This window comes from Nonomuraea sp. NPDC049486, assembly GCF_040676925.1.
Lineage (GTDB): Bacteria > Actinomycetota > Actinomycetes > Streptosporangiales > Streptosporangiaceae > Nonomuraea > Nonomuraea ferruginea.
On sequence record NZ_JBFAPV010000006.1, the window covers coordinates 344,870 to 367,160 of the forward strand.

A 22,291-nucleotide genomic window follows, 5' to 3' on the forward strand; every position below is an offset into this window, starting at 1 on the left:
GGAGCCGCAGGTGACCATCGAGCCGCGCCTGAGCGGGGAGCCGCGCTTCGGCACAGAGCCACACATGATCACCGACGTCATCGACCATCTGGCCGGGGTCGCGCCCGGGTCGCCGCTCGACGGGCTGCGCCGTCGGCGGCCCGCCGCCCGTGAGCACGCCCAGCGCTCTTTCGACGCGTTGTTCGCGCCCGGCTCGGAGAGCGAGGTCAGGCTCGTCGAACGGGACGCGGTCGCGGCCTTCGTGGCCGGGCTGCACCGTGACGACCCCGCCGTCCGCTTCTACGCCGACCGGCTGGCCGAGCTGGCGCCTCGCCTGGCGGACACCGTACGGGCCGAGACCGCGGCCGGACTCACCACCGGACCGTACGGGATCGACCCCGCCCTGCCCGCCGACGGCGCCGAGGGACTCCGCTATCGCGTACGGAACCCCGGCGCGCTGGGTGTCCGCCTCACCGCGGCGTTCGAGCACACCCACCTGCTCGTGTTCCGGCCGCGCGAGGCGAGCCGGGAAGCTCTCGGCGCGCTGGAGAAGGCGGGCTGGAGCACCACCGGCATCGTGACACTCTCACAGCTCGTCGCCTTCCTCAGCTTCCAGATCCGGGTGGCGGCCGGGCTGCGTCTGCTCGGCCGTACGGAGGTGGCGGCGTGAGTGTCGTAACGAAGAACCGGGTCGATCGTGCGGGGGTGGCGGGCGTGGATGTCGTGACGCTGGAGCGGCTCGATCGTACGGAGGTGGCGGTATGAGCGGTTTCACGCTGGAGAGGCTCGGGTGGGCGCCGTGGCTGGCGCCGCTGAGCGCGGAGGAGCTGACCGACGAGCACCATGAGGCGCTGGTCGACCGGGCGCGCGCCGCGTCGCCGTACTTCCTGCTGCTCGCACGTGACCCGCACGTGCTGCAGGCGCGTACGCACACCGACAACGACATCTTCCACAACACCGACGGCGGGCTGCCGCGCGCCGAGCGTGAGCTGGCGGCCACCGCCACGTCGCGCCGCAACGGGTGCGTGTTCTGCGCGTCGGTGCACGCGCGGTTCGCCGCCCACTACGCCAAGCGGCCGGACGACGTGCGGCGGCTGCTCGACGAGGGCGTGCAAGCGCCGCAGGACGGCAGATGGCGGGCGATCATCGACGCCTCGGTGGCGGTCGCGGCCACCCCGGGCGAGTTCGACGTGGCCCACGTCGAGGCGCTGCGCGCGGCCGGCCTCGACGACCTGGCCATCAGCGACGTCATCCACGCCGCCGCGTTCTTCAACTGGGCCAACCGGCTCATGCTCTCGCTCGGCGAACCCGTCAAGGAGGACCGGTGACCATCGACCACCTCGTCTACGCGGTGCCCGACCTGAAGGAGGGCGTCGCCGCCTTCGCCGCGCTGACCGGCGTCGAACCGGTGGCGGGCGGCAGCCATCCCGGCGGCACGGCCAACCACCTCGTCGGCCTCGGCTCCGGCCGCTACCTGGAGATCATCGGCCCCGACCCGGACCGGCCGGGCGCCCGGCCGCGCGCGTTCGGCCTGGAGAACCTGCGTGAACCCCGCCTGGCCGCCTGGGCGATCAGGCCGGACGACCTCGACGAGGCCGTCCGGAGGGCGCGCGAGAAGGGCTACGACCCCGGCGAGGTCCAGCCGCTGTCCCGGCGCACCCCCGGCGGCGTCCTGCTGGAGTGGCGGCTCACCAGGCGGGACGTTCCGGCGGCGGTCAGGCCGGTGCCGTTCCTCATCGACTGGGGCGGCACCCCGCACCCGGCGGACTCCGGGCTGCCACAGCTGGAGCTGGAATCCCTGACCGCCTCCCACCCCGACCCGGACGCCCTCCGCCGCGACCTGGCCGCCGTCGGCGCCCCGCTCGACGTCGCACAAGGCCCCGAGCCCGCGCTCCGCGCCGTCCTCACCACCCCGCTCGGCCCCATCACCCTGCACTGAACCGGAAACGAGAGCATGAGCACCCTTCGCGAGTACCTGTCCCAGAAGCGCGCCGCCCTGCTGGCCCGCCGCGCCGCCCCGGCCGGCGGCCCGGTGCCCCTCCACGCGCATGTCACGGCCGAGGGCCGGAGCGGCGTGCGGCGCATCCGCATCCGCGACCACCGGATCCTCAGCGACAGCGGCCCCGACTTCGCCGGCTACGACCTCGGCCCCGGGTCACCGGAGCTGCAGGCGGGCGTGCTGGGCAGTTGCGTCACGCACATCTTCCTGATCAAGGCAGCCGAGCTGGAAGTGCCTCTGGACGCCCTGGAGGTGGACGTACGGGCCTCGTACGATCCCAGAGCCCAGCAACCGGGCGAGAGCGGCGTCCCGGTCCACCCGTACGACTTCCGCTACGAGGTGCTGATCGACTCGCCCGCCTCCGACGAGGAACTGGGCCGGCTGCACGCCGAGGTTGAGCGCGTGTGCCCCATACTCAACCTGCTCCGCGCCCCACAGCAGATCACCGGCACGATCGTACGATCACACCCCACCGCGGCGGCATGACCATCTCCCGATCGCCTCACCCAGACGGCACGCGACCGTGAGACCGGCACCCGCGCACCCCGAGCGCTGACCACGCCCCCGGAGCACCTGCCGGTCCAGAGGACCAGACGCGTTCCCGAACGCGACCGCGCCTGCTGATCCCGAGGATCAGGCGCGCCCCTTAGCGCGACCGCGCCTCCAGTCGCGCCTGCTGATCTGAGGGCTAAGGCGCGTTTCCGAGCATCACCGCGCCTGCGGAAGCGCTTGCTGGCCCCGAAGGTCCGGCGCGCCCGGCCCGGGCCGAGCGTTCGCAAGCGCTCGCGGACGTCCCCCGCTCGATCTGCCTCGCCTGCGGGAGAGCCTGCCTGTCACGAGGACCAGGCGTGCTCCTGAGTGCCACCACGCCTCCAGGCGCCTGTTGATCCAGAGGATCAGGCGCGTCCGGCCTGGGCCGAGCCCTCACGGGTGCTCGCGGACGCCGCCCGCTCGGTCTGCCTTCTCAGATCTCCTGTGCCAGTTTGTGGCTGTCGTAGGGCCCGATCGAGGTTCCGGTGTGTGCGGGTGTTTGTGGCTGTGGTGGGGCTCGCTCGAACTGTCCCCGCAGATGCCCGGCGACGGTAGGGGGTCACGATGGGGCTGGCGGATGGGGTTCGGGTGGTTGGAGGCGGTTGCGGATCTCGGTCACCTGCCGGGGTTCGGCGATCCCGTCCCATGGCGCGAGAGCCGCCAGGCCCGCCGCGCGGTGCGTCGCCGCCTCGGCGCGGCAGAGGGCGGCCAGTTGCAGGTGGGCGAGTGCCGTGGTGAGGCCTTCCGGTGGCAGTCGCGGCTCGGCTTCCCGCAGGAGCGCGACCGCTTCCCGTTCCAGCGCGGCCGCCTGGGCCGGCAGGGCGGACGCCTCCTCCAGCACCGCCACGGCCTCACGTTCCAGCCGCGCCGCCCGGTCCGGGTGCGCCGCCGCCTCCCGTCTGAGCCGCGCCGCCTCTCCGGCCAGCGCCGCGGCCCGGTCCGGGAGGGCGGCCGCTTCCGCCGCACAGGCCGTCGCCCGCTGCACCCGGCAGCGGGCCCGGCCGATGTCGTCCGCGGTCCGCTCGTACAGCCGCTCGGACTCCTTCCAGTGCTTCATGGCGTCCCGAGCGTGGTCCAGCTGCCAGTGGGCGAGCCCCAGCAGCTCGTGGGCGTGCGCCCGCGTGCGCTCGTCGGCGCTCTGCTCGGCCTGGTGCAGCGCCTCGAACAGGACGGCCCGCGCGTCCGCGTACAGGCGCCGCGCCTCACCGCCGTCCAGCGGCTGGGCGCGGCGCATGAGCAGCGCGGCCACGTTGACCAGCCTGATCGCGTGGCCGGCCGTGTCACCGTGGGCGAGCGCCTGACCGTACTGGACCAGGGCGGACTCCACGGCGGTGAACTCGTCGCCGGAGGCGAGCAGGATCGTCGCGTGCGTCAGGTGCAGCTCGGGCGGCCACGCCTCGACCGCGCCCCACGCCGCCGCGGCCCGGTTGAAGTGCTGGCGCGCCTTCTCCGGATTGCCGAGCGTGATCAGCGCCTTCGCCTGGCGCAGCTCGGCCGCCGCCCGTACGCGCTCGTCGCCCAGCTCCCACGCCGCCCAGGCGAGCAGGGCGGCGGCCCGCAGCCGGTCCTCGTGCCGCTGCTCCAGCGCGAACCAGGCCTCCAGCGCCGCGCCGATGCGGCCGAGCGCGCGTGCGGTCTTGCGTACGGGCTGCTCGCGGGCCAGCACCTGCAGCAGCACCCGGTCCTCGGCGGCGAACCAGGCGCCCGCGCCCGGATCGTCGGGCAGCAGGGAGGCGTACGCCTCGGCCTGGGCGGCGAAGTGCTCGACCAGCCGCCGCCAGGCCGCGTCGTCGGCCGAGCCGCTGTCGTGGAACGCGCCGATCACCCGGACGCGCGTCATGCGCACGTTCTCCACCAGGCCGCGCCCGGACAGCTCGGCGATGGCGTCGTCCGCGGACGGCACGCCGAGCAGGGCGGCCGCCGCCCGGTGGTCGACCTCGGCCACCGGCAGGCCCGCCAGCAGCACGAACAGCCGCTTGGCGGCCGGGTCCACCCCCTGCATGCTGCGCTGGAGCACGAACCCCAGCCTCTCGTCCACCGGCAGCCGGCTCAGGTCGTCGACCAGGGCGGCGAGCGTCACGCCCGGGTTCCGCTCCAGCCACCGGCCGAGCTTGACGATCTCGGCGGGGCTGCGCACGCACGCCTCCACCAGTGACCGCAGCGCCAGGGGGTCGCCGGTCACCCGGTCGTCGCGGACCTGCGCGGCCAGCAGCGCCTCCCCGTCCTCCGCAGAGAGCGGGCCCACCTGGACCGGTTTGATGTGCTGGGGCAGCTCTCCGGCCAGCTCGCCCGCGATCACGATGTGCGCGTCCGGCACCCGGGGCGGCAGCCACGCGACCTGGCTCCAGGTGCTCACGTTGTCGAGCAGCAGCACCCGGTCCCTGCCGGAGAGCGCCTCCTTGATCAGCGGCGCGGCGTCGTGCGGCTCCTGGATCAGGCCGGGCTGGCTGCCGAGCGCGCGCAGCACCCGCTGGGCCACGCTCAGCTCGGTCTCCGGCCGGTCCCGGTCGGGGCCGCGCACGTCCACGTACCGCTGCCGGCTCTCCTCCGGGGCCAGCTCCCAGGCGGCGTGCACGGCCAGCGTGGACGTGCCGGTGCCGGTCCCGCCCTGCACCACCACGACGCCGCTGTCGTGCGACCGGTCCACCACCTCGCGCACCTTGTCCCCCCGCCCGAGCAGCGGCTCCACCCGGTCAGGGAAGGACATCTGCCCGCCGACGGGCAGCGGCGGCGGCGTCTCGCGGGCGCGCAGGCGCCGGGTGAGGTGCGTGCCGAGCCCCGCCACGACGGGCGCGACGATCGCGAGCGGGATGAGCAGCGGCGCGGGGAGCACCGCCACCACGGCGTCGATCGCCTTCCCGCGTAACTCGTCCTGCAGGAGGAGCACCAGCTCACCGGCCGTCACCAGCCCGGACAGGCCGAGCTCGGGCAGGTGCGCCCGCGCCTGCCGGGAGGTGCGGTCCAGCCAGAAGCGCAGCCGCTCCTTACGCGACATCCCGGTCATGCGCGCACCCCGCCCGTCAGCCCGCGGTACAACAGGCGCCTGGTGACGATCACCAGGGCCACCGGCACGGCGGTCGCGATCACCGACTGGGCCGCCAGCGTCCCTGCCGTGCTCATGAAGTGGCGATTCTGCTCCAGCAGGATCAGCGGCAGATGGTCGCCCGCCGGCCAGTTGAGCAGCAGCCCGACCAGCGTGTCGTTCCACACCAGCACGAACGCCAGCACCCCGGCCAGCACCACCGACGGAGACCCCTCGCGCACCGCGTGCACGAGCGCCCACCGGTGCCGGGCCATCACCGGCGCCCGCACCCGCGCGAACCCCCGGTGCAGCACCAGCACGGCCAGCGGGATGACCAGCGCCGCGTGCACGGTGACCAGCGCCAGGGTGGAGCCGACCAGCCGGCTGAGGGACTCCTGCAGCGGCACCGCGAACGCCTGCGGCGGCAGCGCCGCCAGCGCCACCGCCACCAGGAGCACCGGGCGCCAGGCCCTGCGGGGCACCAGGTGCTCCTGCGCGAGCACGTACGCGGCCGGGACCGCGGCCAGCAGCACCAGCGCGACCACCACCACGGTGCGCACCAGCGTCGTCAGCAGGGCGCCGGTGAACCCGCTGTCGGCGAGCGCGTCCCCGTACGAGCGGAGGTCGGCCTGGATGTGCCACCATCCCGACACGGCCGCCGCCTCCGGAGCGCGCAGCGAGGTGAGCACGAGCACGACGAACGGCAGCAGCCAGAGCGCCGCCAGCGGCCCCATCAGCAGCCGCCGGCGCGAGCGCCGCCCGTGCGGGACGGCCCGCTGTTCCGGCCAGGTCACCTGCCGGCGCAGCCCGGCCAGCGCGGGCAGCGCGAGCAGCCCGACCAGCACCGACAGCAGCACGGCGAGCGCGGCGGCGGGCCCGGTGCCCAGGTCGCTGTGGTGCCGCCACCAGAACTGACCGCCGGGCTCCACCCACGGCTGCATCGAGCCCGGCGCCCCCATCAGCACCAGGTCGAACACCCGGGCCGCGGCCACCACCGCCAGCAGGTACGCCAGCGACGCCGCCCCGGCCAGCGACGGCAGCACGATCGACCAGATCTGGCGGCGCCGCTCCAGGCCGAACGCCTGCGCCATCCGCAGCAGGCTCGCCGGCATCCTGGCCAGCGCCTCGTGGAAGACCAGGAACGCCACCCCCGACCACTGCCACAAGAACGCCAGCCCCAGCACCAGCCAGATCCAGCCGAGCCCGAGGAAGGCCACGTCGGCGCCGAACGCCGCCAGCACCGCGTTGACCGCGCCCCGCTGCGGGTTGGTGTCGAACAGCAGGCGGAAGATCGCGCCGGTGGTGAGCGGCGAGACCACCGCCGGCAGCACCAGGACGACGCGGAGCACGCCGCCGAGCCGTCGGCCGACGTCACGTGCCAGCCAGGCGAGCCCGAACCCGGCGGCGCACACCAGCACGGCCAGCCCCAGCCACACCAGCGAGTTGCCGAGCGCCCGCAGCACGTCGGGGTCGGTGAGCACCCGGTAGTGGCCGAGCCCGTCCGACAGGCTGATCAGCACCGTGGCGGCCAGCGGCGCGAGCAGCACCCCCGCCGCGAGCAGGACCGCCAGGAGCAGGTAGCGGGCCGCCCGCCAGCGGCCGATCCCGTGCTGGGCGGCCGGGGCCCGGGTGTCGTGGTGCGGCGCCACCTCGTACAGGAACGCGTCCTCGCTCACGCCGCCCCCTTGCGGGCCGTCGCCACCAGCCGGGCGGCCGCCGCGGCGGCGGCCGCCGCCGGACGCTCCCGCGTCACGGTCGCCGCGGTGAACAGGTCGGTGAGTATCAGCCACAGCCCTCGCCCGTCGCCCCCGGCGAGCGGGCCGGTCAGCCGGTCGGACAGGTCGTACCGGGCGTTCCGCGCCTGGACGAGCTCGCCCGCGGGTCCCCGGAGCCCCGGCGGGGACACCTCCGGCGGGATGTGCGGAGCGAGGAACCCGCCCTCGCCGGCCCACGCCTCCAGCGCAGCGGGCCGTTCGGGGCCCGTCAGCCAGGTGACGAACGCGGCCGCGTCCGGGTCGCCCGCGTTCAGCGCGAGCGCCACGTCCCCGCCCACGACCAGCGGCGGCCCGGCGGCGGCCGAGGCGGCGGGGAAGCGGAAGTGCGCGGCCGTCACGCCCGCCGCGCCGTAGCGGGCGATGACGGGCCAGGCGAAGTCGGGCGCGGCCACCAGATCGGCGGTGCGGTAGGTGAACACGTCCAGGATCGAGTCGTGGAACTGCAGGGTCAGCGCCCGGCGGCCCTGCTCCGCGGTCATGCCGGCCTGCCAGACGGCCGCCAGCAGCTCCAGCGCCTCCGCCACCTCGGCGGACCCCCACAGCTCCGCCTGGGAGCCGAGCCCGGGGTACGTGCCGGGGCTGCGGGCCAGCAGCACGTTCTCGAACCAGTCGCTGAGCATCCACCCGTCGGCCGCGCCGATCGACAGCGTGCCCCGGGGCCGCGTCCACGCGTCGAGCGTCTCGGGAAGCGGGAGACCGTGGTCGTCGCGGTGCCAGACCAGCGACTTGTGCGCGATCTTGAACCAGGCGCCGAGCACCCGGCCCGGCACCGGCGACACCAGCCGCCGCCAGAACTCCGGCTGGGGCGGCGGGTCCTCCAGGGGCCTGATCCCGGCCCGGATCCCCGGCTCGTACAGCATGCCGAGCCGGGGGATGACGGCCACGTCCGGCGCGACCTCCGTCGACGGCCCGCGCAGCAGGGCGGCGATGTTGTCGCCCGCCGAGTAGACGGTGACCGTCCGGTGCGGGTAGTCGCGCGCCACGGTGAGGAACCGGCGTAACTCGTCGCCGCTCCACACCACCGCGACCCGCAGCGGCCTGGTCCCGGCGCACCCGGCGGCCAACCCGGCGGCGGGGATCGCCGCGAGGAACCGTCTACGGCTGAGCACCCGCCACCTCCTCGTCGGTCACGTCCCAGTCGGTGACATCCCAGAACAGCGTGGGAGGCGCGAGGCTCGCCACGCGGGTGCGGTCGTCGGTGATCACCAGCACCGCCAGCCCGGGGTCGGCGCTCAGCGCGGCGCTCACCGCCGCGTGGCACGGCCCGAACCCGGTACGGTCCTCGATCACCACCACCTTGACCGGGCGGTGCCGGCACAGCACCCGGGTCAGCGCGACGGCCAGCCGCTCGTCGTGCGCCAGCTCGTGCGGCCGGGCGTGCAGGAATCCCTCGATCTGCGTCCGCCTGGCCATGTACGCGACCCGGCCCTGGACCCGGGCGCTGGCCCGCTCGTCGAAGGAGGTGAGCACGAGGTTCTTCTCGACGGTCAGGTGGGGGAGCAGCCCCGCGCCGGCGGGCACCAGCCCGATCTCGCGCTCCCACGTCGCCTGCGTGACCTGCTCGCCGCCGATGGTGATCACGCCGTCGTGGCCCCAGGACAGGCCGAGCAGGAAGTCGGCGACCAGGTCGGCCTCCTCGGCGTCGTGCGCGACGAGCACCGCCGTCTGCCCGGACCGCACGGCCAGCGGGTCGGGCGTCAGGCCGCGCGGCCGGCCGTCGGCCTCCCAGTGAAGACCTTTCACCCGTACGAGCGGCTCCCGGGCACTGCTCTCTGTCCCGTCCACCAATTGACATTTACCCGAACGAAATCCAAGGGAGAAGCCGAACAGCGATTCCTGCGGAAAAGTCGCCGCGAGGAATCCCGCTCTTGACAAACGGTTGTTATATCGATTCAATCCGGGCATGTCTCCCCCCAGCAGCGCCCGCCGGTTCCTGGCGGCCGCCTCCGCCGCCCTGCTCTCGCTGACCCTCGCCGCCCAGCCCGCCGAGGCGGGCCGCGACGGTCATGGCCGCCACGGCGGCGTCCAGCTCGAACGCCTCGACCGCGGCCTGGTCGCGGTCCCGACAGGTCAGGGCGTGTTCCTGAGCTGGCGGTTGCTCGGTGACGAGGTCACCGGGCACGGCCGGTGGGGCATGACCGGCACCGACTTCCGCGTCTACCGCGACGGCCGGCCGATCGCCACCGTCACCGACAGCACCAACTATCTCGACAGCGCGGGCACCGCCACGTCCTCCTACCGGATCGCCCCGATCGTCAAGGGGCGGGAGGGGCCGCGCGGCCCTGCCGTGACGCCGTGGGTTGAATCGTTTCACGATCTTCCCTTGAAGAAGCCCGCCGACGGCGTCACCCCGGCCGGCGAGGCGTACACGTACTCCGCCAACGACCTGAGCGTCGGCGACGTCGACGGGGACGGCCAGTACGAGTACGTCGTCAAGTGGGACCCGTCCAACTCCAAGGACGTCTCGCAGCGCGGCTACACCGGCAACGCCTACATCGACGCCTACGAGCTCGACGGCACCCTGCTCTGGCGGCTCGACCTGGGCGTCAACATCCGCGCGGGGGCCCACTACACCCAGTTCCTGGTCTACGACTTCGACGGCGACGGCCGCTCGGAGGCCATGCTCAAGACCGCGCCCGGCACGAAGGTCACCCGCTACGGCCGCGACGGCCGCGTGCTGTCCGAGCGCCACATCACGATGCCCAAGAAGGACGTCAGGGCCGGATACTCGCACGCCGACGACTACCGCAAGAGCGCCGCCGGCTACTTCGACCACCTCGTCGAGATGTTCCAGGGCTGGCACGAGCACCCCGAGGTGGTGGCCGGGCGCTGGCCCGCCACGCTGGAGCAGGCGTTCGGCATCGAGCCCCGGCACGCCTACCCGCTCTCCCGCGAGTCGGCCGCCGACCTGGCGACCTACTTCGTGGACGTGTACGCGCCCGCCCGCAGTGGCAACAACCGGTTGCGGGAATTCGAGGGCTTCATTCTCACCGGCCCCGAATACCTCTCCGTCTTCGACGGCGCCACCGGCAGGGAACTGCAGACCATTCCCTACAAGCCCGGCCGCGGCGACGACGGCCTCCTGTGGGGCGACTACGCCATGGCCAGGGTCGAGCCGGGCAACCGCGTCGACCGCTTCCTGTCCGCCGTCGCCTACCTCGACGGCGATCGCCCGTCGGCGGTCTTCGCCCGCGGCTACTACACCCGCTCCACGCTGGTCGCCTACGACTGGGACGGCAGGCGGCTCAAGGAGGCCTGGTACGTCGACAGCGGCCACGTGCCGATGGACAACCCGTTCAACGCCTCCCCGCACGGCGTCGACGGCACCGACCCCGAGTACGCCACCCTCACCACCCAGGGCTTCCACTCGCTGAGCGCCGCCGACGTGGACGGCGACGGCAAGCAGGAGATCGTGTACGGGGCCGCGACCATCGACCACGACGGCGGCCTGCTGTACTCCTCGTTCGCCGAGGGCCCGCCCGGCAGCGCCGTCCCCGGCCAGAACGTGCGGCTCGGCCACGGCGACGCCATGCACGTCGCCGACCTCGACCCGGACCGCGAGGGCCTGGAGATCTGGACGGTGCACGAGGGCGGCCAGTGGGCCCCGTACGGCTGGGCCATGCGCGCCGCCGCCACCGGCGAGGTGCTGTTCGGCGGCTACAGCGGCGTCGACACCGGCCGCGGCATGGCCGGCGACATCGACCCCGCCGTCCGCGGCCTGGAGGCGTGGTCCTCGATGCCGCCGGACCAGGCCATCGACGCCGGCCTCTGGTCGGCCCGCGGCGACCACCTGGGGAGGAACGTGCCCGGCACCAACATGAGCATCCGCTGGGCGGCCGACATGACCACCCAGGTCGTCAACGGCACCGCCACCACCGTGCTCCAGACGCCGACCATCGACGACTGGAAGCGCGGCACCCTGCTCACCGCCGAGGGCACGCTCACCAACAACTGGACCAAGGGCAACCCCGGCCTGGTCGCCGACGTGCTCGGCGACTGGCGCGAGGAACTGCTGGTGCGCACCGCCGACAGCACCGCCGTACGGATCTACCTGAGCACGGAGGTCACCGACCGCAAGCTGTACACGCTGATGCACGACCCGCAGTACCGCGTCGAGGTCGCGCGCCAGCAGACCACCTACAACCAGCCTGCCTACCCGAGCTTCTACCTCGCCTCGGACATGGACTGGTCGAAGGTGCCGATCCCGCGCATCCGCACCCCGCGCAAGTAGGGGAAGCGACCCCTCCGCCGGCCTGGCGACGGCCGGCTGGGGGGTGACATCAGCGGCCGGCCTCCTGCTCCGCCTCGCCCGCCCGGCTCCGGTACGCGATACCGGGCCGTGCCGGGACCAGGCGCAGGGTGCCGGCACGCCGGGCCGACCGGGTCCACACGGTTCCGGCGGGCAGGAGGTCTTCGAGGGCGGCGCGGTCGCGCAGCGGCGCGAACCGGACCACGGCGGTGGGCGCCGAACCGAGGTCCAGCAGGGGCAGGTCCTCGGCCGCGCAGAGCTGCCACATGGTCGCGTGCGCGTCGGCCCCGGCGGCCGCTATCAGCTCGGGCAGTTCCTCCTCGGGTAGGGCGGCCGCCTCCCCGTCCCGCTCGCGGGCGAACGGCGGTGGAGCGTACACCCCGTGCTCGGACGCGTGCGCTTGCCAGACGGCGAGCAGCTCGGTGGTCACGACGCGGGCGCACTCGGCGTGCTCGGCGGTCGAACCCGCCGCCAGGTCGCGCACCCGTGGCGCCATCGCCCGCTCCACCAGGTCGGCGAGACAGCGCTCGATCCGGGGGTCCGGCCGGGGCATGACCTGCGCCGAGGAGACGTGGTTCCGGATCACCGCGGAGACCTGTTCGAGCGCCGCGCCCACCCGGGCCGCCGCGTCGGCGGTGGCGGCCCGCGCCCCCGCCCGCGCCCAGTCCCCGGCGGCGGCGGTGGCGACGGCGAGCAGGTCGCCGACCGCCCGCTCCGCCGAATCCAGCCCGCGATCCCGGGCCCAGGCGCCGGCTCTGGACCGCCATGAGGCGCGCGCGGCCCCGAGCGCCAGGGTCAGCGCCGCGACGAGCAGCGGCGCCCAGACCTCCGGCGGCAAGGGCGCGGGAATCGCCCTGATGGTGATCACCGTCCCGCACACCACCCCCGCCGCCCCCGCCGCCGCATTCGCGACGAGCGCGCCGGCCCGGGCGCCGAGCCGTCCGCCAGGACCACGCGTCACGGTGAGCGCCACCAGCAGGGTCCAGAGCGCCGCCATCAGCACCCCACCGGCCGGGCCGAAGGGGGCGAACGTCGCGAGCGCGGCCGTCACCAGCCCGATGGCCGGCAGCCACCTCTGCGGCTCCGGCATCGGCAGAGGACGGAGCAGCCGGGTCAGGAGCTCGTCGGGGCAGGCCCGGCGCAGGTCGGGGAGACGGGCTCCGCTGCCCGCCGGCGTCAGCCTCTCCTGCCACCCGTCCAGGCCGCCGATGAGCACGGGCAGGGACGCTCCCGCCCGCAGCCCGCGGGTCAGGTAGCCGCTGATGGCGTCACGCGCCACCGCGGGCTCGAACTCCTCGAAGCCGGGGAGGACGACGCCGGCCCGCTCGATCGCCTCCTGCTGACGGGTGGTGAGGCCCGTGGTGGTGTGCGCGGCGGAGAGAAGGTCTTCGAGCCGCGCCCGCAGCGCTTTCAGGTGGCGGCCGGCGTCGGCCGCGACCGCCTCGGCGCCGGGGGCGCCGGTGAACAAGGAGGCGCCGTCGATCAGCTCGCCGGCCACCGCGGTGGCCTCGGCGACGGCAGTCCTGGCCTCGTCGGCGGCGACCGCCAGCGGCCCGCCGGAACGGAGCCGGATCGGCCGGCTCTGTCCGTGCTCCTCGCCGCAGGAGATCTCCGGTGCCCGGCCTCTGCCCGGCGCCAGGATGCGGGCGGCGGCCGAGGCCATGGCCGGCTGGAGATCGCCCGCGTCGCCGCTCGGTCCCACCAGCCGCAGGCCGGGGTTGGCGATCAGGTCCGGCGTCCGCCGGACGCGGCTGAGGGTCCCGTGGAAGACCTCCGGCTGGGACAGGACGTCGAGCAGCCGGAGCAGCTCGGTCTCCGGCCCGTGACTCCGCTTCCTGCGCGTGGCGGGAGCCGCGGCGGCGAGCTCCCAGTCGATCCCGCACGGGTCCGGCACCCAGATGATCCCCGCGCCCTGAGCGAGGTTGCCCGGCACCTCCAGTCTCGGGGGGTTTCCGTCGATCGGCCCGACCGCGACGCACAGCAGTTCGTCCGTGTACCCCGAGGACGTCAGCGTCTCGTACGCGCGCTGATGCGCCTTCAGCGCCCGGGCGTCGTCGACCAGCAGGAGCAGCCGGAGATCGGGTTGCTCCTCGCCCGACAGCAGCGCCCCGGCCCTCGCGACCGCCTCCTCGCCGGTGGTGGAGCGCAGGTCGAGCCGGATCACACAGCGGTTCACGAGCCTCCTCCCGGGCGGCGGCACGCCCCGTAGAGAAGATGGGCGATCGTCGGCGTCAGGGCCACGGGTCCGCGGGATGCGCGACAGGTCCTGTGTCGCACGCCTGCATTCATAGAGGAATTCCTCAGGTGAATCCCCGGCACGTGGAATGTCGGGGGATGGTCATCCGGCCGCGAGTAAGAGACGCCCTCGCCTCTGTACGGGTTCTCGCACTGGCCAGTTTCGGACACTTCCAGACGGAAAGTTGTCGTTTTGTAACCATCCGATTTATCGTGATTGTGGCAAATGCTTGATATATCCGAATTGTGTCAAGGCGGACGTGAAGGGCGCGCGCGAGATACGGCGCCCCACATCGCTGGATCTCCATCCAGGATGGGAAATAGCGGATATCGGCCAGATATGTGCCACGCCGTAGCGGTGATCGTCCCCGAATATGAGCGACGCCGACTCAGGTGACGCCATCCCCATGTATCGCCGCCGGCGGATCCGAGAGCGAGAGGGCTCGCGAAATTCGCCGACGGCGGGGGCTGCCCAAGGAGAAGCACGCAGCAGCATGCGTGACACCGATTACGGGAGCATGGCGAGTTGCCGGCCCTGGGCGACGAGGACGCCTTTGGTGTCCCAGATCTCGAAGTCTTCTTCGTGGTATCCGTTGATCAGGTGACGCGTGGTGGCGCGACAGGCGAGCCAGCCAGGAGCGGGCCGGGCCCGTAGATGCGCGGTCAACTCGAGCGTGGCGGAAGCGAACTCGCCGACGGCCAGCACGGCCGGAGGTGCGGCATCCAGCAGCAACGGCAACGCGTCTGGATCGGCGTGGCGGCCGTCCCGGAAGCGCATCCAGAACTCTATTCCGGCATGCTCGGCGGGCTTCCCCTGCCACCAGCCGGGCACCTCGGCGAACCGGAACTCCACACGTTCGGTGATGCTGACACCGTCCAGCGACTTGCCGCCGAGCGGATCGACGCAGTCATCCGGGTCCGGGAGGACCGGCGGCTCGCCGGTGACGAGCGTACGCCCGTCGGCCTGGTCGAGGGTGCCGAAGGTGGCCGTCGCCCGCAGTCGTTCCTTACCCTCCTGCGACAGCACGACCTGGCCCGTGGCGACACGCCGCCCGGTCCGGATGATCTCGGTGCGCAACTCCGCCGGTCCGATGACCGCGGGGCGCAGGAAAAAGGCGGAGCCGACGAGCACATCGGGGAACGGCATCTCCTGCTTCAGCGCACGCAGACACATCGCCATCAGGTAACCACCGTTCGGACCACCGCCAAGCGCATGCCAGCGATCAGTGACGATGCCCGCATATCGGTTGGCGGCCACGAAATCGGTGCGGGAATCGACATCGAACGCGGACAGGGATGGTGCTGTCATCGTCTCCTCCGGGGTCATGCGGTGCTCCGGGTCATCGCGAGCAGTAGTGATCGCTCCCTCGGCCATTTTCTTGCGCACTCCCCGCAAGGGCGATGACCTGGCAGGTAAAGCGCCCCTCAGGTGAAATGACGCCGGACGGCGGCATGGGCGGAGTCCGGAAGTGACAGGTCAGAGCTTCAGTTCGAGCTGGATCCAGTAGACGCTGGAGATGTACTGGGAGAAGTCCGCGACGATCTCGGGCGCGTACGCGTCCTGACCGCGGAGCCGCACCTGCAGCGGGCGTCCCTCGTAGGACGCCGAGACGCGGTAACGGGCGATGGGGACGTCCACCAGGCCGGACCCGTCAGGGGTGCGGACCGCCCTGCGGGTGATGACCTGACCCTGCGAGCCGTCCAGCAGCGTGCTCTCGGGCGTGAGCGTGAGCTCGACCTTCTCGTCCTCCAGGAACGCTTCCGGGTTCCGCGGGTCGGTCATGTCCAGGTGGAACAGGACCGACCCGCCGTAGTGGCCCAGGCCGTCGGCCTTCTCGCCGGTGAGCTTCCAGGTGAAGTCCCTGATCGCACCGGTCGGGCCGGCGAACGAGGAGTCGTCGTCCGGCGACAGGTCGACCTGGTACGAGGTGCCGTTGTGCTCGACCGTCATCGAGGCCGTCACGTGGAACGTGGCCGCGATGTCGGTCTCGACCCGGTAGCGGCCGTCGGCGTCGGTCGACACGATGAGGTTGCTGTTGTAGAGCAACTGGTTGTCGGCCACGACTTTGGCCCCCTGGACCGGCCTGCCGTCGGCGCCCACGACCCTGCCCTTGAGCACCCCCGGCTCGACGCCCATGCGATCCCCCTCTTCCCGCGCGGTCTCGGCCGGCTCTCCCGCCCGCGTGTCCGCGGTCATCGGGGCCATGGGTGTGATCACGCAGCCGCTCAGGCACACCAGCAGAGCGCCCACCGGCACCAATCTCCTCATGGCGGGCCAACCTAGATCATCTGACTTGCAACCGACTTGGAACTCACCGCCGGAGCCACGCACCCGGCGGGCAGCGCGAACCAGCGCAGCCGCTCCGCGTCTCCGGGCAGCCGCGCCTGGCTCGCGTCCGGCTCGTCCGGAAGGGCCGCGAGCAGCTCGCGCGCCCGCGCCAGGTAGCCGGCCAGCGCGTCCTCCCCGGCCCGCGCACCCGGGACCGGCCGCTCGCCGGAGCGGAACACCAGGTCGGACAGGCTGACGGCGGGCTCGGCCGCCTCGCGGTGCCGCCACAGCCCGGTACGGAGGTCGAACCGGTAGTGGGGGAGCAGGCGCCGGCCCCGGGAGGCGACCAGGTCGACGGCGTCGACGACGTAGTCCGCCACGGTGTCGGACATGAAATAGGCGAAGGTGACCCGCGCCCAGCCGGGCTTGACCCCTTCGTACCCGTACCCGATCTGGTCGCGCAGCTCCGCCGACCGGCCGGCGCCGATGCCCAGCAGCCGGTGCCCGTACGGGCCCGCGCAGGAGCAGCCACCGCGCGCCTGGACGCCGAACAGGTCGTTCAGCACGGCGACCACGAAGTTGTGGTGCAGGTAGAGCCCGTCTCCCGCGCGGACGCGCAGCGAGAAGATCGGCAGCCTGCGCGCGGGCCCGTCGCCCAGGATCTCGATGTCCGGGTTGCGCCGCCACCGCTCCAGCGCCCGCTCCCGGAGGCGCTCCTCGCGCTCCTGGACGAGGCCGGTGCCCACGGCCTCCTTGAGCGCGAAGACCAGCCCGGCGCGGATCGACTCGACGATCCCCGGCGTGCCGCCCTCCTCCCTGGCGACCGGATCGTCCAGGTAACGGTGCTCGCCGGGGCTCACGTAGCGCACGGTGCCGCCGCCCGGCGTGGTCGGCACCCGGTTGCGCACCAGGTCCCGCCGGACGACCAGCACCCCCGGCGTCTGCGGGCCGCCGGGGAACTTGTGCGGCGACAGGAAGATCGCGTCCTTGTGGTCGGTCCGCCCCGGCGCGCTCGCCGCCATCCGGATCGGCACGTACGGCCCGGCCGCGGCGTAGTCCCAGAACGACAGCGCGCCGAACTCGTGCAGCAGGGCGGAGACCGGTTCGGTGTCGGACAGGATGCCGGTCACGTTGGAGGCGGCCGAGAAGCTGCCGATGAGCAGCGGCCGGTCCGCGTGCCGCACCAGCTGGGCGCGGAGCTCGCCGAGATCGATGCGGCCGTCGCGGTCCTGGCCGATGGCGACGGTCTCGGCTCCGGACTCGCGCCAGGGCAGCTCGTTGGAGTGGTGCTCGTACGGCCCGACGAACACCACCGGCCGGCCGCCCGCGCGGGTGGCGCGGTCGCGCAGCTCCAGGATGGCGACGAGCTTGTTGGCGGCCCCGGTCGCGCCGGAGCCGCAGAACAGGACCACGTCGTCCGGGCCGGCGCCCACGGCGTCGTGGATGATCCGCCGGGCCTCCTCCCGCAGCCGGGTGGTCTGCAGGCCGGTGCCGGAGCTCTCGGTGTGCGTGTTGGCGTAACGCGGCAGCACCCGGGCCCTGATGAAGTCCTCGATGAAGTCCAGGGACCGCCCGGAGGCGGTGTAGTCGGCGTAGGTGATGCGGCGCGGCCCGTACGGGCCGTCGAGGACCTCGTCCTCGCCGATGACGCCGCCGCGGATGCGCTCCAGCAGTCCCGGGTCCACGGCGGTTCCCGTGGCCGGGCTCCCGGCGTGGGCCGCCCGGGTCTCGACCCACGTCGTGCGGCAGGCGGCCACCAGAGTGCCGTCCGGCTCGTACAGCCCGGCGGAGGCGAACAGCTTGCGGCGCTCCCTGCCGTCGCGGCGGGCGACGACCACGTACGTGACGCCGGCCCTGACCGGGCGGCGCAGCCGCGCGGTCATCCTGCCGAGCAGCGCGGCGCCGCCCGGTGCGAGATGCGTCCAGCCGGTGGGGCAGTCGAGCGCCGCCCACACCGACGCGGGCGGCAGGACCTCCTGTCCGCCGGTCAGCTCCGGGTCGGCGAACCAGGTCGCGGCGAAGATCTCCGGATCGGCCGTCGGGCCCGGATGGACGCGCAGCCCGTCCTCGCGCAGGCCGCACACGAAGCAGCCGGGGAACGGGTGGCTCCGGTGGCCGGGGAAGCGCCGCTCGGCCTCCGCCGCGGCGCGCAGGGACACGGCGGGCGGCGGCACCGGGTCCCCGGCGGCGGGTCTGGCCTCGGCCAGCAGCCGATCTCCCGCGAAGAGCCCGAGCCCGTCCGGCGCGTGCGCCACCCGTAACGGCGTCTCGACCGGCGCCGGGGCGCGCAGCGTCACCTCCACCGGCCCCGTCGCGCCCAGCTCGCCCGCCAGCAGGCCGGAGAGCCATCCGCCGTTCACCACCCCCGGAGGACCACAGAACCGGCTCATAACGCTAAAAGTGCATATATCAGCCATAAGGGCAGAATGGACCGACCCGGTTTCAGGCCAATAGCCGGACGATTGACGTGAACACCCCCGGCAGCCCCCGCGCCGCCGGGACCACCAGCCGCGCCGTGGCCGGCCGCCGCGCGACCTGCACCAGCGCGCCCGTCAGCAGCCGGTGGGTGCGCGACAACCGCCGCCACGCGCCCTCGTACTCCTCGGGCCGGTCCTCCGCCAGACAGCGGGCCAGGATCTCCGCCGAGCGCACGGCCAGCGACACCCCCTCACCGGTGAGCGCGTCCACGTACCCGGCCGCGTCGCCCACCAGCAGGACGCGCCCGGCGCGCCGCGCCCGCGCCCGCTGGCGGAACGGCCCCGCGCCGCGCACCGGCGTCACGGCGGGCCCGCGCAGCCGCTCGGCCAGGGCGCCGAACCCCGCCAGGTGCTCGTCGTACGTGCGCCGCGCGGAGCTGAGGATCGCCACGCCCACCAGGTCGTCACCCACCGGGGTGACGTACGCCTCGCCGTGGCCCGACCAGTGCACCTCCACGAAGTCGGTCCACGGCGCCACCCGGTAGTGCCTGCGCAGTCCGTACCGCCGCACTCCGCCGGGCGGCGCGTCCAGCCCGAGCGACCGGCGCAGCGGCGAGTGCAGCCCGTCGGCGGCCACCAGCCAGCGCGCCCGCAGCCCGGCGGCCTCGACCCCGTCGCCGTCCTGGACGGCGTGCGCGATCCGGCCGGTGACGGTCTTCACGCCGAGGTCGGCGGCCCGCCGGGCGAGCGAGGCGTGCAGGGCGACGCGCCGCGCGCCCAGCCCCATGGCGGGGCCGAACGTCGCGCGGACCCCGCGCCGGTCGTCCAGGTAGTGGATGCCGCGCAGCGGACGCCCCGGCACCGTCACCCCCATCGCGGCCAGCGCCGCCACGCCGCCGGGCATGACGCCCTCGCCGCACGCCTTGTCGACCGGGCCGGCGCGCGGCTCGACGACGACCGCCTCCATGCCGAGCAGCGCCGCGTGGATGGCCGTCGCCAGCCCCGCCGGGCCGCCACCGGCGACCAGCACGTCGATCACGTGGCGGGCCGCCCGGCCGGCATGAGCGCCGCGTTCTCGGTGCGGATGCGCACCGTCAGCAGCGCCGCGTTCAGCACGGTGAACACCAGCGCCGTCACCCACGCCGTGTGCACCAGCGGCAGCGCGAACCCCTCCACGACCACCGCCACGTAGTTCGGGTGACGCAACCAGGTCAGCCGGTACGGGCCGCGCGTCACCAGCGGCAGCCCCGGCACCACGATCACCTTGGTGTTCCAGCGCGGCCCGAGCGCGGTGATGCACCACCAGCGCAGCCCCTGCGCGGCCACCACCAGGACGAGCATCGGCCAGCCGAGTTCCGGCAGGAACGGCCGCCCGGCCAGCCACACCTCGAGCGGCGCCCCGGCCAGCAGCGCCGTGTGCAGGAGCACCATCCACGGGTAGTGGCCGCGGCCGGTCTCGACGCCGCCGCGCGCCATGCTCCAGGCGGCGTTGCGCTTGGAGACGACCAGCTCGGCCAGCCGCTCCAGGCCGACCAGCAGGATGAGGACGAGATACCAGGTCATGGGGTCACCAGCGCAGCAGGACGAGTTCGGAACAGAAACCGGGGCCCATCGCGATGAGCACCCCCCACGTGCCGGGCTCCGGCCGCCGCGTGGCGAGCGTCTCGCCCAGCACGTGCAGCACCGAGGACGACGACAGGTTGCCGTGGGCCGCCAGCGAGCGCCAGGTGACGTCGAGCGCGCCCGGCGGCAGGTCGAGCACGTCCGACACGGCCTCCAGGACCTTCGGGCCGCCCGGATGGCACACCCAGGCCGTCACCTCGCCGGCCGTCACCCCGTGATCGCCGAGGAACGCGTACACGTCGTCGGCCAGATAGCGGCGCACCACCTCCGGCACGCCCGCGTCCAGCACCACCCGCAGACCGTCGCCGCCCACCTGCCAGCCCATGACATGCTCCGAGTCCGGATACAGATGACTGCGAGTCGCCACCACGACAGGCCCGGCCGCCGTGTCACTCGCCGGGTCGTCCGTCTCGTCCGGAGCGCGCCCGTCGCCGCAGGCTACGACCGCCGCGGCGCCGTCGCCGAACAGGGCGCTGGCGACCAGGCCGGCGGGGGAGCCGTCGCCGCGCTGCACGGTGAGCGAGCACAGCTCCACCGACAGCAGCACGGCCACGTGGTCGGGCCAGCCGCGCAGGTAGTCGTGCAGCCTGGCGATCCCGGCCGCGCCCGCGACGCAGCCCAGCCCGAAGACCGGCAGCCGCTTGACGTCGGGCCGCAGACCCAGCGCGCCCACCAGCCGGGCGTCGATCGACGGCACGGCGATGCCGGTCACCGACGTGAACATGATCATGTCGACGTCGGACGGGACCAGCCCGGCGCCGTCCAGCGCCGCGCGGACGCTCTCCCGCCCCAGCTCGACCGCGGCGGTCACGTACGCGTCGTTGGCCGCGCCGAAGCCGTCGAGCTTCTCGTAGTCCTCGATCGGCAGGGCCAGGTTGCGGTACTCGACGCGGGCGCTGCGGTGCAGCCGGTCGAGCAGGCGGCGGTCGGCGTCCGGAGGCAGGCAGACACGGGCCGCCATGTCGGTCAACTCGGCCTGTGCGTATCGATTCGGGGGAAAGGCGCAGCGAACTGCGGCGATATGGGTCATGGAGGGCTCCCCTGGGCGGGCGGCCGAAAACACTCGTCGATGCCACGGTTCCCCCCAGGTTGATCTGCTAAGCCCAGCGGGCGGTCTTCCCTGTAGATCGGCCGGTCAGGCCCGGTCAATTCGTCACCCGCCGCGAGCGCCTGCCGAAGGGATCTCCCGAGTAACATCGGCCTGTGACGGACGACGGGCGCCGGATGATCGCCGGGCTGGCGCGCGGCTGCCATCCCGGGCCCACCGTGGCGGTCACGTCACTGGTCACCGCGCTCGCCGCCGCCGCCGGGCACGGCGCGGCCGGATGCCTGCTCGTGGGTCTGGCGGTGCTGTCGGGCCAGCTGTCGATCGGCTGGTGCAACGACGCGGCCGACGCCGGGCGCGACGTGGCGGCGGGGCGTGCGGACAAGCCGGCGGTCGACGGCACGATCACGCCGCGTGCCCTCTGGATCGCGGCGGCGGTGGCGCTGGCGTGCTGCGTGCCGCTCTCGTTCGCCTCGGGGCCGCTCGCCGGCTCCGCGCATCTCGCCGGGGTGCTCGCGGCGTGGGCGTACGACCTGGGGGTGAAGGCGACCCTGCTGTCGTGGGTGCCGTACGCGGTGGGGTTCGGGGTGCTGCCCGCGTTCGTGACGCTGGGGCTGCCGGGGGAGCCGTGGCCCGCCTGGTGGGCGACGGCGGCGGCGGCCCTGCTCGGGGTGGGCGCCCACCTGGCCAACGTGCTGCCGGACCTGGCGGACGACCTGGCGACCGGCGTGCGGGGCTGGCCGCAGCGGCTCGGCGCCGCCCGCCTGCGCGCCCTGCTCCCGCTCCCGCTCCTCGCCGCCACCTGCCTGCTCGCCTTCGGCCCCTCCACCACGACCCCTCCCACCGCCGAACCTCCGGCTGCCACGGGCCACTCCGCCGTGCTCTCGGACGGCTCGTCCCCATCGGCACCGGCAAGCACGGATCCGTCCGCCGACGAAGCGGACGGTCCGGCCTTTCCCGGCCTCGCCCGTACGAGCCCCATGGCCTGGATCGCGCTGGCCACGGCCGTCGTCCTGACGGCTGCCGGGCTTCTGCTGGGCCGCAACCACCCCCGGGTGCCGTTCGCGGCGGCCGTCGCGGTGGCGGGCGTGGACGTGGCGCTGCTGCTGACCGGCGGTGCCTCCCTCACCGGCTGATGGCGGGCGGA

17 protein-coding genes are annotated in these 22,291 nt (G+C 73.9%); 6 read left to right on the forward strand and 11 right to left on the reverse strand.

The window, feature by feature from the left end; translation table 11 throughout:
• The first annotated feature begins 10 nt into the window (after positions 1-10).
• The 4 genes from AB0K05_RS20410 (at position 11) to AB0K05_RS20425 (ending at position 2,464) form a co-directional block, all read left to right on the forward strand.
• Positions 11-649 carry a CMD domain protein gene (locus AB0K05_RS20410; protein ID WP_271278867.1) on the forward strand — a complete coding sequence of 213 codons (639 nt, stop codon included), beginning with the start codon at positions 11-13 and terminating at the stop codon, positions 647-649.
• A 91-nt stretch (positions 650-740) separates the two neighbouring features.
• The gene (locus AB0K05_RS20415) at positions 741-1,307 is read left to right on the forward strand and encodes an alkylhydroperoxidase domain protein (protein WP_271278866.1); all 567 of its coding nucleotides are present in this window, start codon (positions 741-743) and stop codon (positions 1,305-1,307) included.
• On the forward strand, positions 1,304-1,918 hold the full coding sequence (locus AB0K05_RS20420; protein WP_271278865.1) for a VOC family protein: 615 nt from the start codon (positions 1,304-1,306) through the stop codon (positions 1,916-1,918). The genes AB0K05_RS20415 and AB0K05_RS20420 overlap by 4 nt, the downstream gene beginning before the upstream one ends.
• A 15-nt stretch (positions 1,919-1,933) precedes the next feature.
• Positions 1,934-2,464 (forward strand): OsmC family protein, encoded by a 531-nt coding sequence (locus AB0K05_RS20425; protein WP_271278864.1) that lies wholly within the window; start codon positions 1,934-1,936, stop codon positions 2,462-2,464.
• A 604-nt stretch (positions 2,465-3,068) separates the two neighbouring features.
• Here the strand turns inward: AB0K05_RS20425 and AB0K05_RS20430 are convergent.
• The 4 genes from AB0K05_RS20430 to AB0K05_RS20445 are packed head-to-tail and all read right to left on the reverse strand — an operon-like array spanning position 3,069 to position 9,091.
• A complete protein-coding gene (locus tag AB0K05_RS20430; protein ID WP_271278863.1) occupies positions 3,069-5,513 on the reverse strand; it encodes a hypothetical protein in 2,445 nt (814 codons plus the stop codon).
• Positions 5,510-7,207, reverse strand: a complete 1,698-nt coding sequence (locus AB0K05_RS20435; RefSeq protein ID WP_271278862.1) for an ABC transporter permease subunit — start codon at positions 7,205-7,207, stop codon at positions 5,510-5,512. The genes AB0K05_RS20430 and AB0K05_RS20435 overlap by 4 nt, the downstream gene beginning before the upstream one ends.
• Positions 7,204-8,415, reverse strand: a complete 1,212-nt coding sequence (locus tag AB0K05_RS20440; RefSeq protein ID WP_271278861.1) for a hypothetical protein — start codon at positions 8,413-8,415, stop codon at positions 7,204-7,206. Before AB0K05_RS20440 ends, AB0K05_RS20435 begins: the two co-directional genes overlap by 4 nt.
• Positions 8,402-9,091: an ATP-binding cassette domain-containing protein gene (locus AB0K05_RS20445; protein WP_148031502.1), complete on the reverse strand. Its 690-nt coding sequence runs from the start codon at positions 9,089-9,091 to the stop codon at positions 8,402-8,404. The genes AB0K05_RS20440 and AB0K05_RS20445 overlap by 14 nt, the downstream gene beginning before the upstream one ends.
• Before the next feature lie 118 nt (positions 9,092-9,209).
• Here AB0K05_RS20445 and AB0K05_RS20450 point away from each other — a divergent pair, with 118 nt between their 5' ends.
• Entirely contained in the window at positions 9,210-11,537 is a 2,328-nt protein-coding gene (locus AB0K05_RS20450) for a rhamnogalacturonan lyase (protein ID WP_271278859.1), read from the forward strand.
• Between the two features lie 49 nt (positions 11,538-11,586).
• Here the strand turns inward: AB0K05_RS20450 and AB0K05_RS20455 are convergent, their stop codons facing one another.
• The 7 genes from AB0K05_RS20455 to AB0K05_RS20485 form a co-directional block, all read right to left on the reverse strand.
• Positions 11,587-13,731: a hypothetical protein gene (locus AB0K05_RS20455; RefSeq protein ID WP_364230812.1), complete on the reverse strand. Its 2,145-nt coding sequence runs from the start codon at positions 13,729-13,731 to the stop codon at positions 11,587-11,589.
• A 567-nt stretch (positions 13,732-14,298) separates the two neighbouring features.
• Positions 14,299-15,117 carry a thioesterase family protein gene (locus tag AB0K05_RS20460; RefSeq protein WP_271280370.1) on the reverse strand — a complete coding sequence of 273 codons (819 nt, stop codon included), beginning with the start codon at positions 15,115-15,117 and terminating at the stop codon, positions 14,299-14,301.
• 150 nt (positions 15,118-15,267) lie between these two features.
• The gene (locus AB0K05_RS20465) at positions 15,268-16,059 is read right to left on the reverse strand and encodes a carboxypeptidase-like regulatory domain-containing protein (RefSeq protein ID WP_271280371.1); all 792 of its coding nucleotides are present in this window, start codon (positions 16,057-16,059) and stop codon (positions 15,268-15,270) included.
• Positions 16,060-16,070: 11 nt separating this feature from the next.
• Complete coding sequence (locus tag AB0K05_RS20470; protein ID WP_271280372.1) at positions 16,071-18,449, reverse strand: aminotransferase class V-fold PLP-dependent enzyme; 2,379 nt, start codon at positions 18,447-18,449, stop codon at positions 16,071-16,073.
• A 52-nt stretch (positions 18,450-18,501) separates the two neighbouring features.
• Positions 18,502-19,515: an NAD(P)/FAD-dependent oxidoreductase gene (locus AB0K05_RS20475; protein ID WP_345483120.1), complete on the reverse strand. Its 1,014-nt coding sequence runs from the start codon at positions 19,513-19,515 to the stop codon at positions 18,502-18,504.
• The gene (locus tag AB0K05_RS20480) at positions 19,512-20,039 is read right to left on the reverse strand and encodes an isoprenylcysteine carboxyl methyltransferase family protein (RefSeq protein ID WP_219546631.1); all 528 of its coding nucleotides are present in this window, start codon (positions 20,037-20,039) and stop codon (positions 19,512-19,514) included. Before AB0K05_RS20480 ends, AB0K05_RS20475 begins: the two co-directional genes overlap by 4 nt.
• Before the next feature lie 4 nt (positions 20,040-20,043).
• Positions 20,044-21,129: a 3-oxoacyl-[acyl-carrier-protein] synthase III C-terminal domain-containing protein gene (locus AB0K05_RS20485; RefSeq protein ID WP_271278592.1), complete on the reverse strand. Its 1,086-nt coding sequence runs from the start codon at positions 21,127-21,129 to the stop codon at positions 20,044-20,046.
• A gap of 173 nt (positions 21,130-21,302) precedes the next feature.
• Here AB0K05_RS20485 and AB0K05_RS20490 point away from each other — a divergent pair, with 173 nt between their 5' ends.
• On the forward strand, positions 21,303-22,280 hold the full coding sequence (locus tag AB0K05_RS20490; RefSeq protein ID WP_271278591.1) for a UbiA family prenyltransferase: 978 nt from the start codon (positions 21,303-21,305) through the stop codon (positions 22,278-22,280).
• The last annotated feature ends 11 nt before the right edge of the window (positions 22,281-22,291 follow it).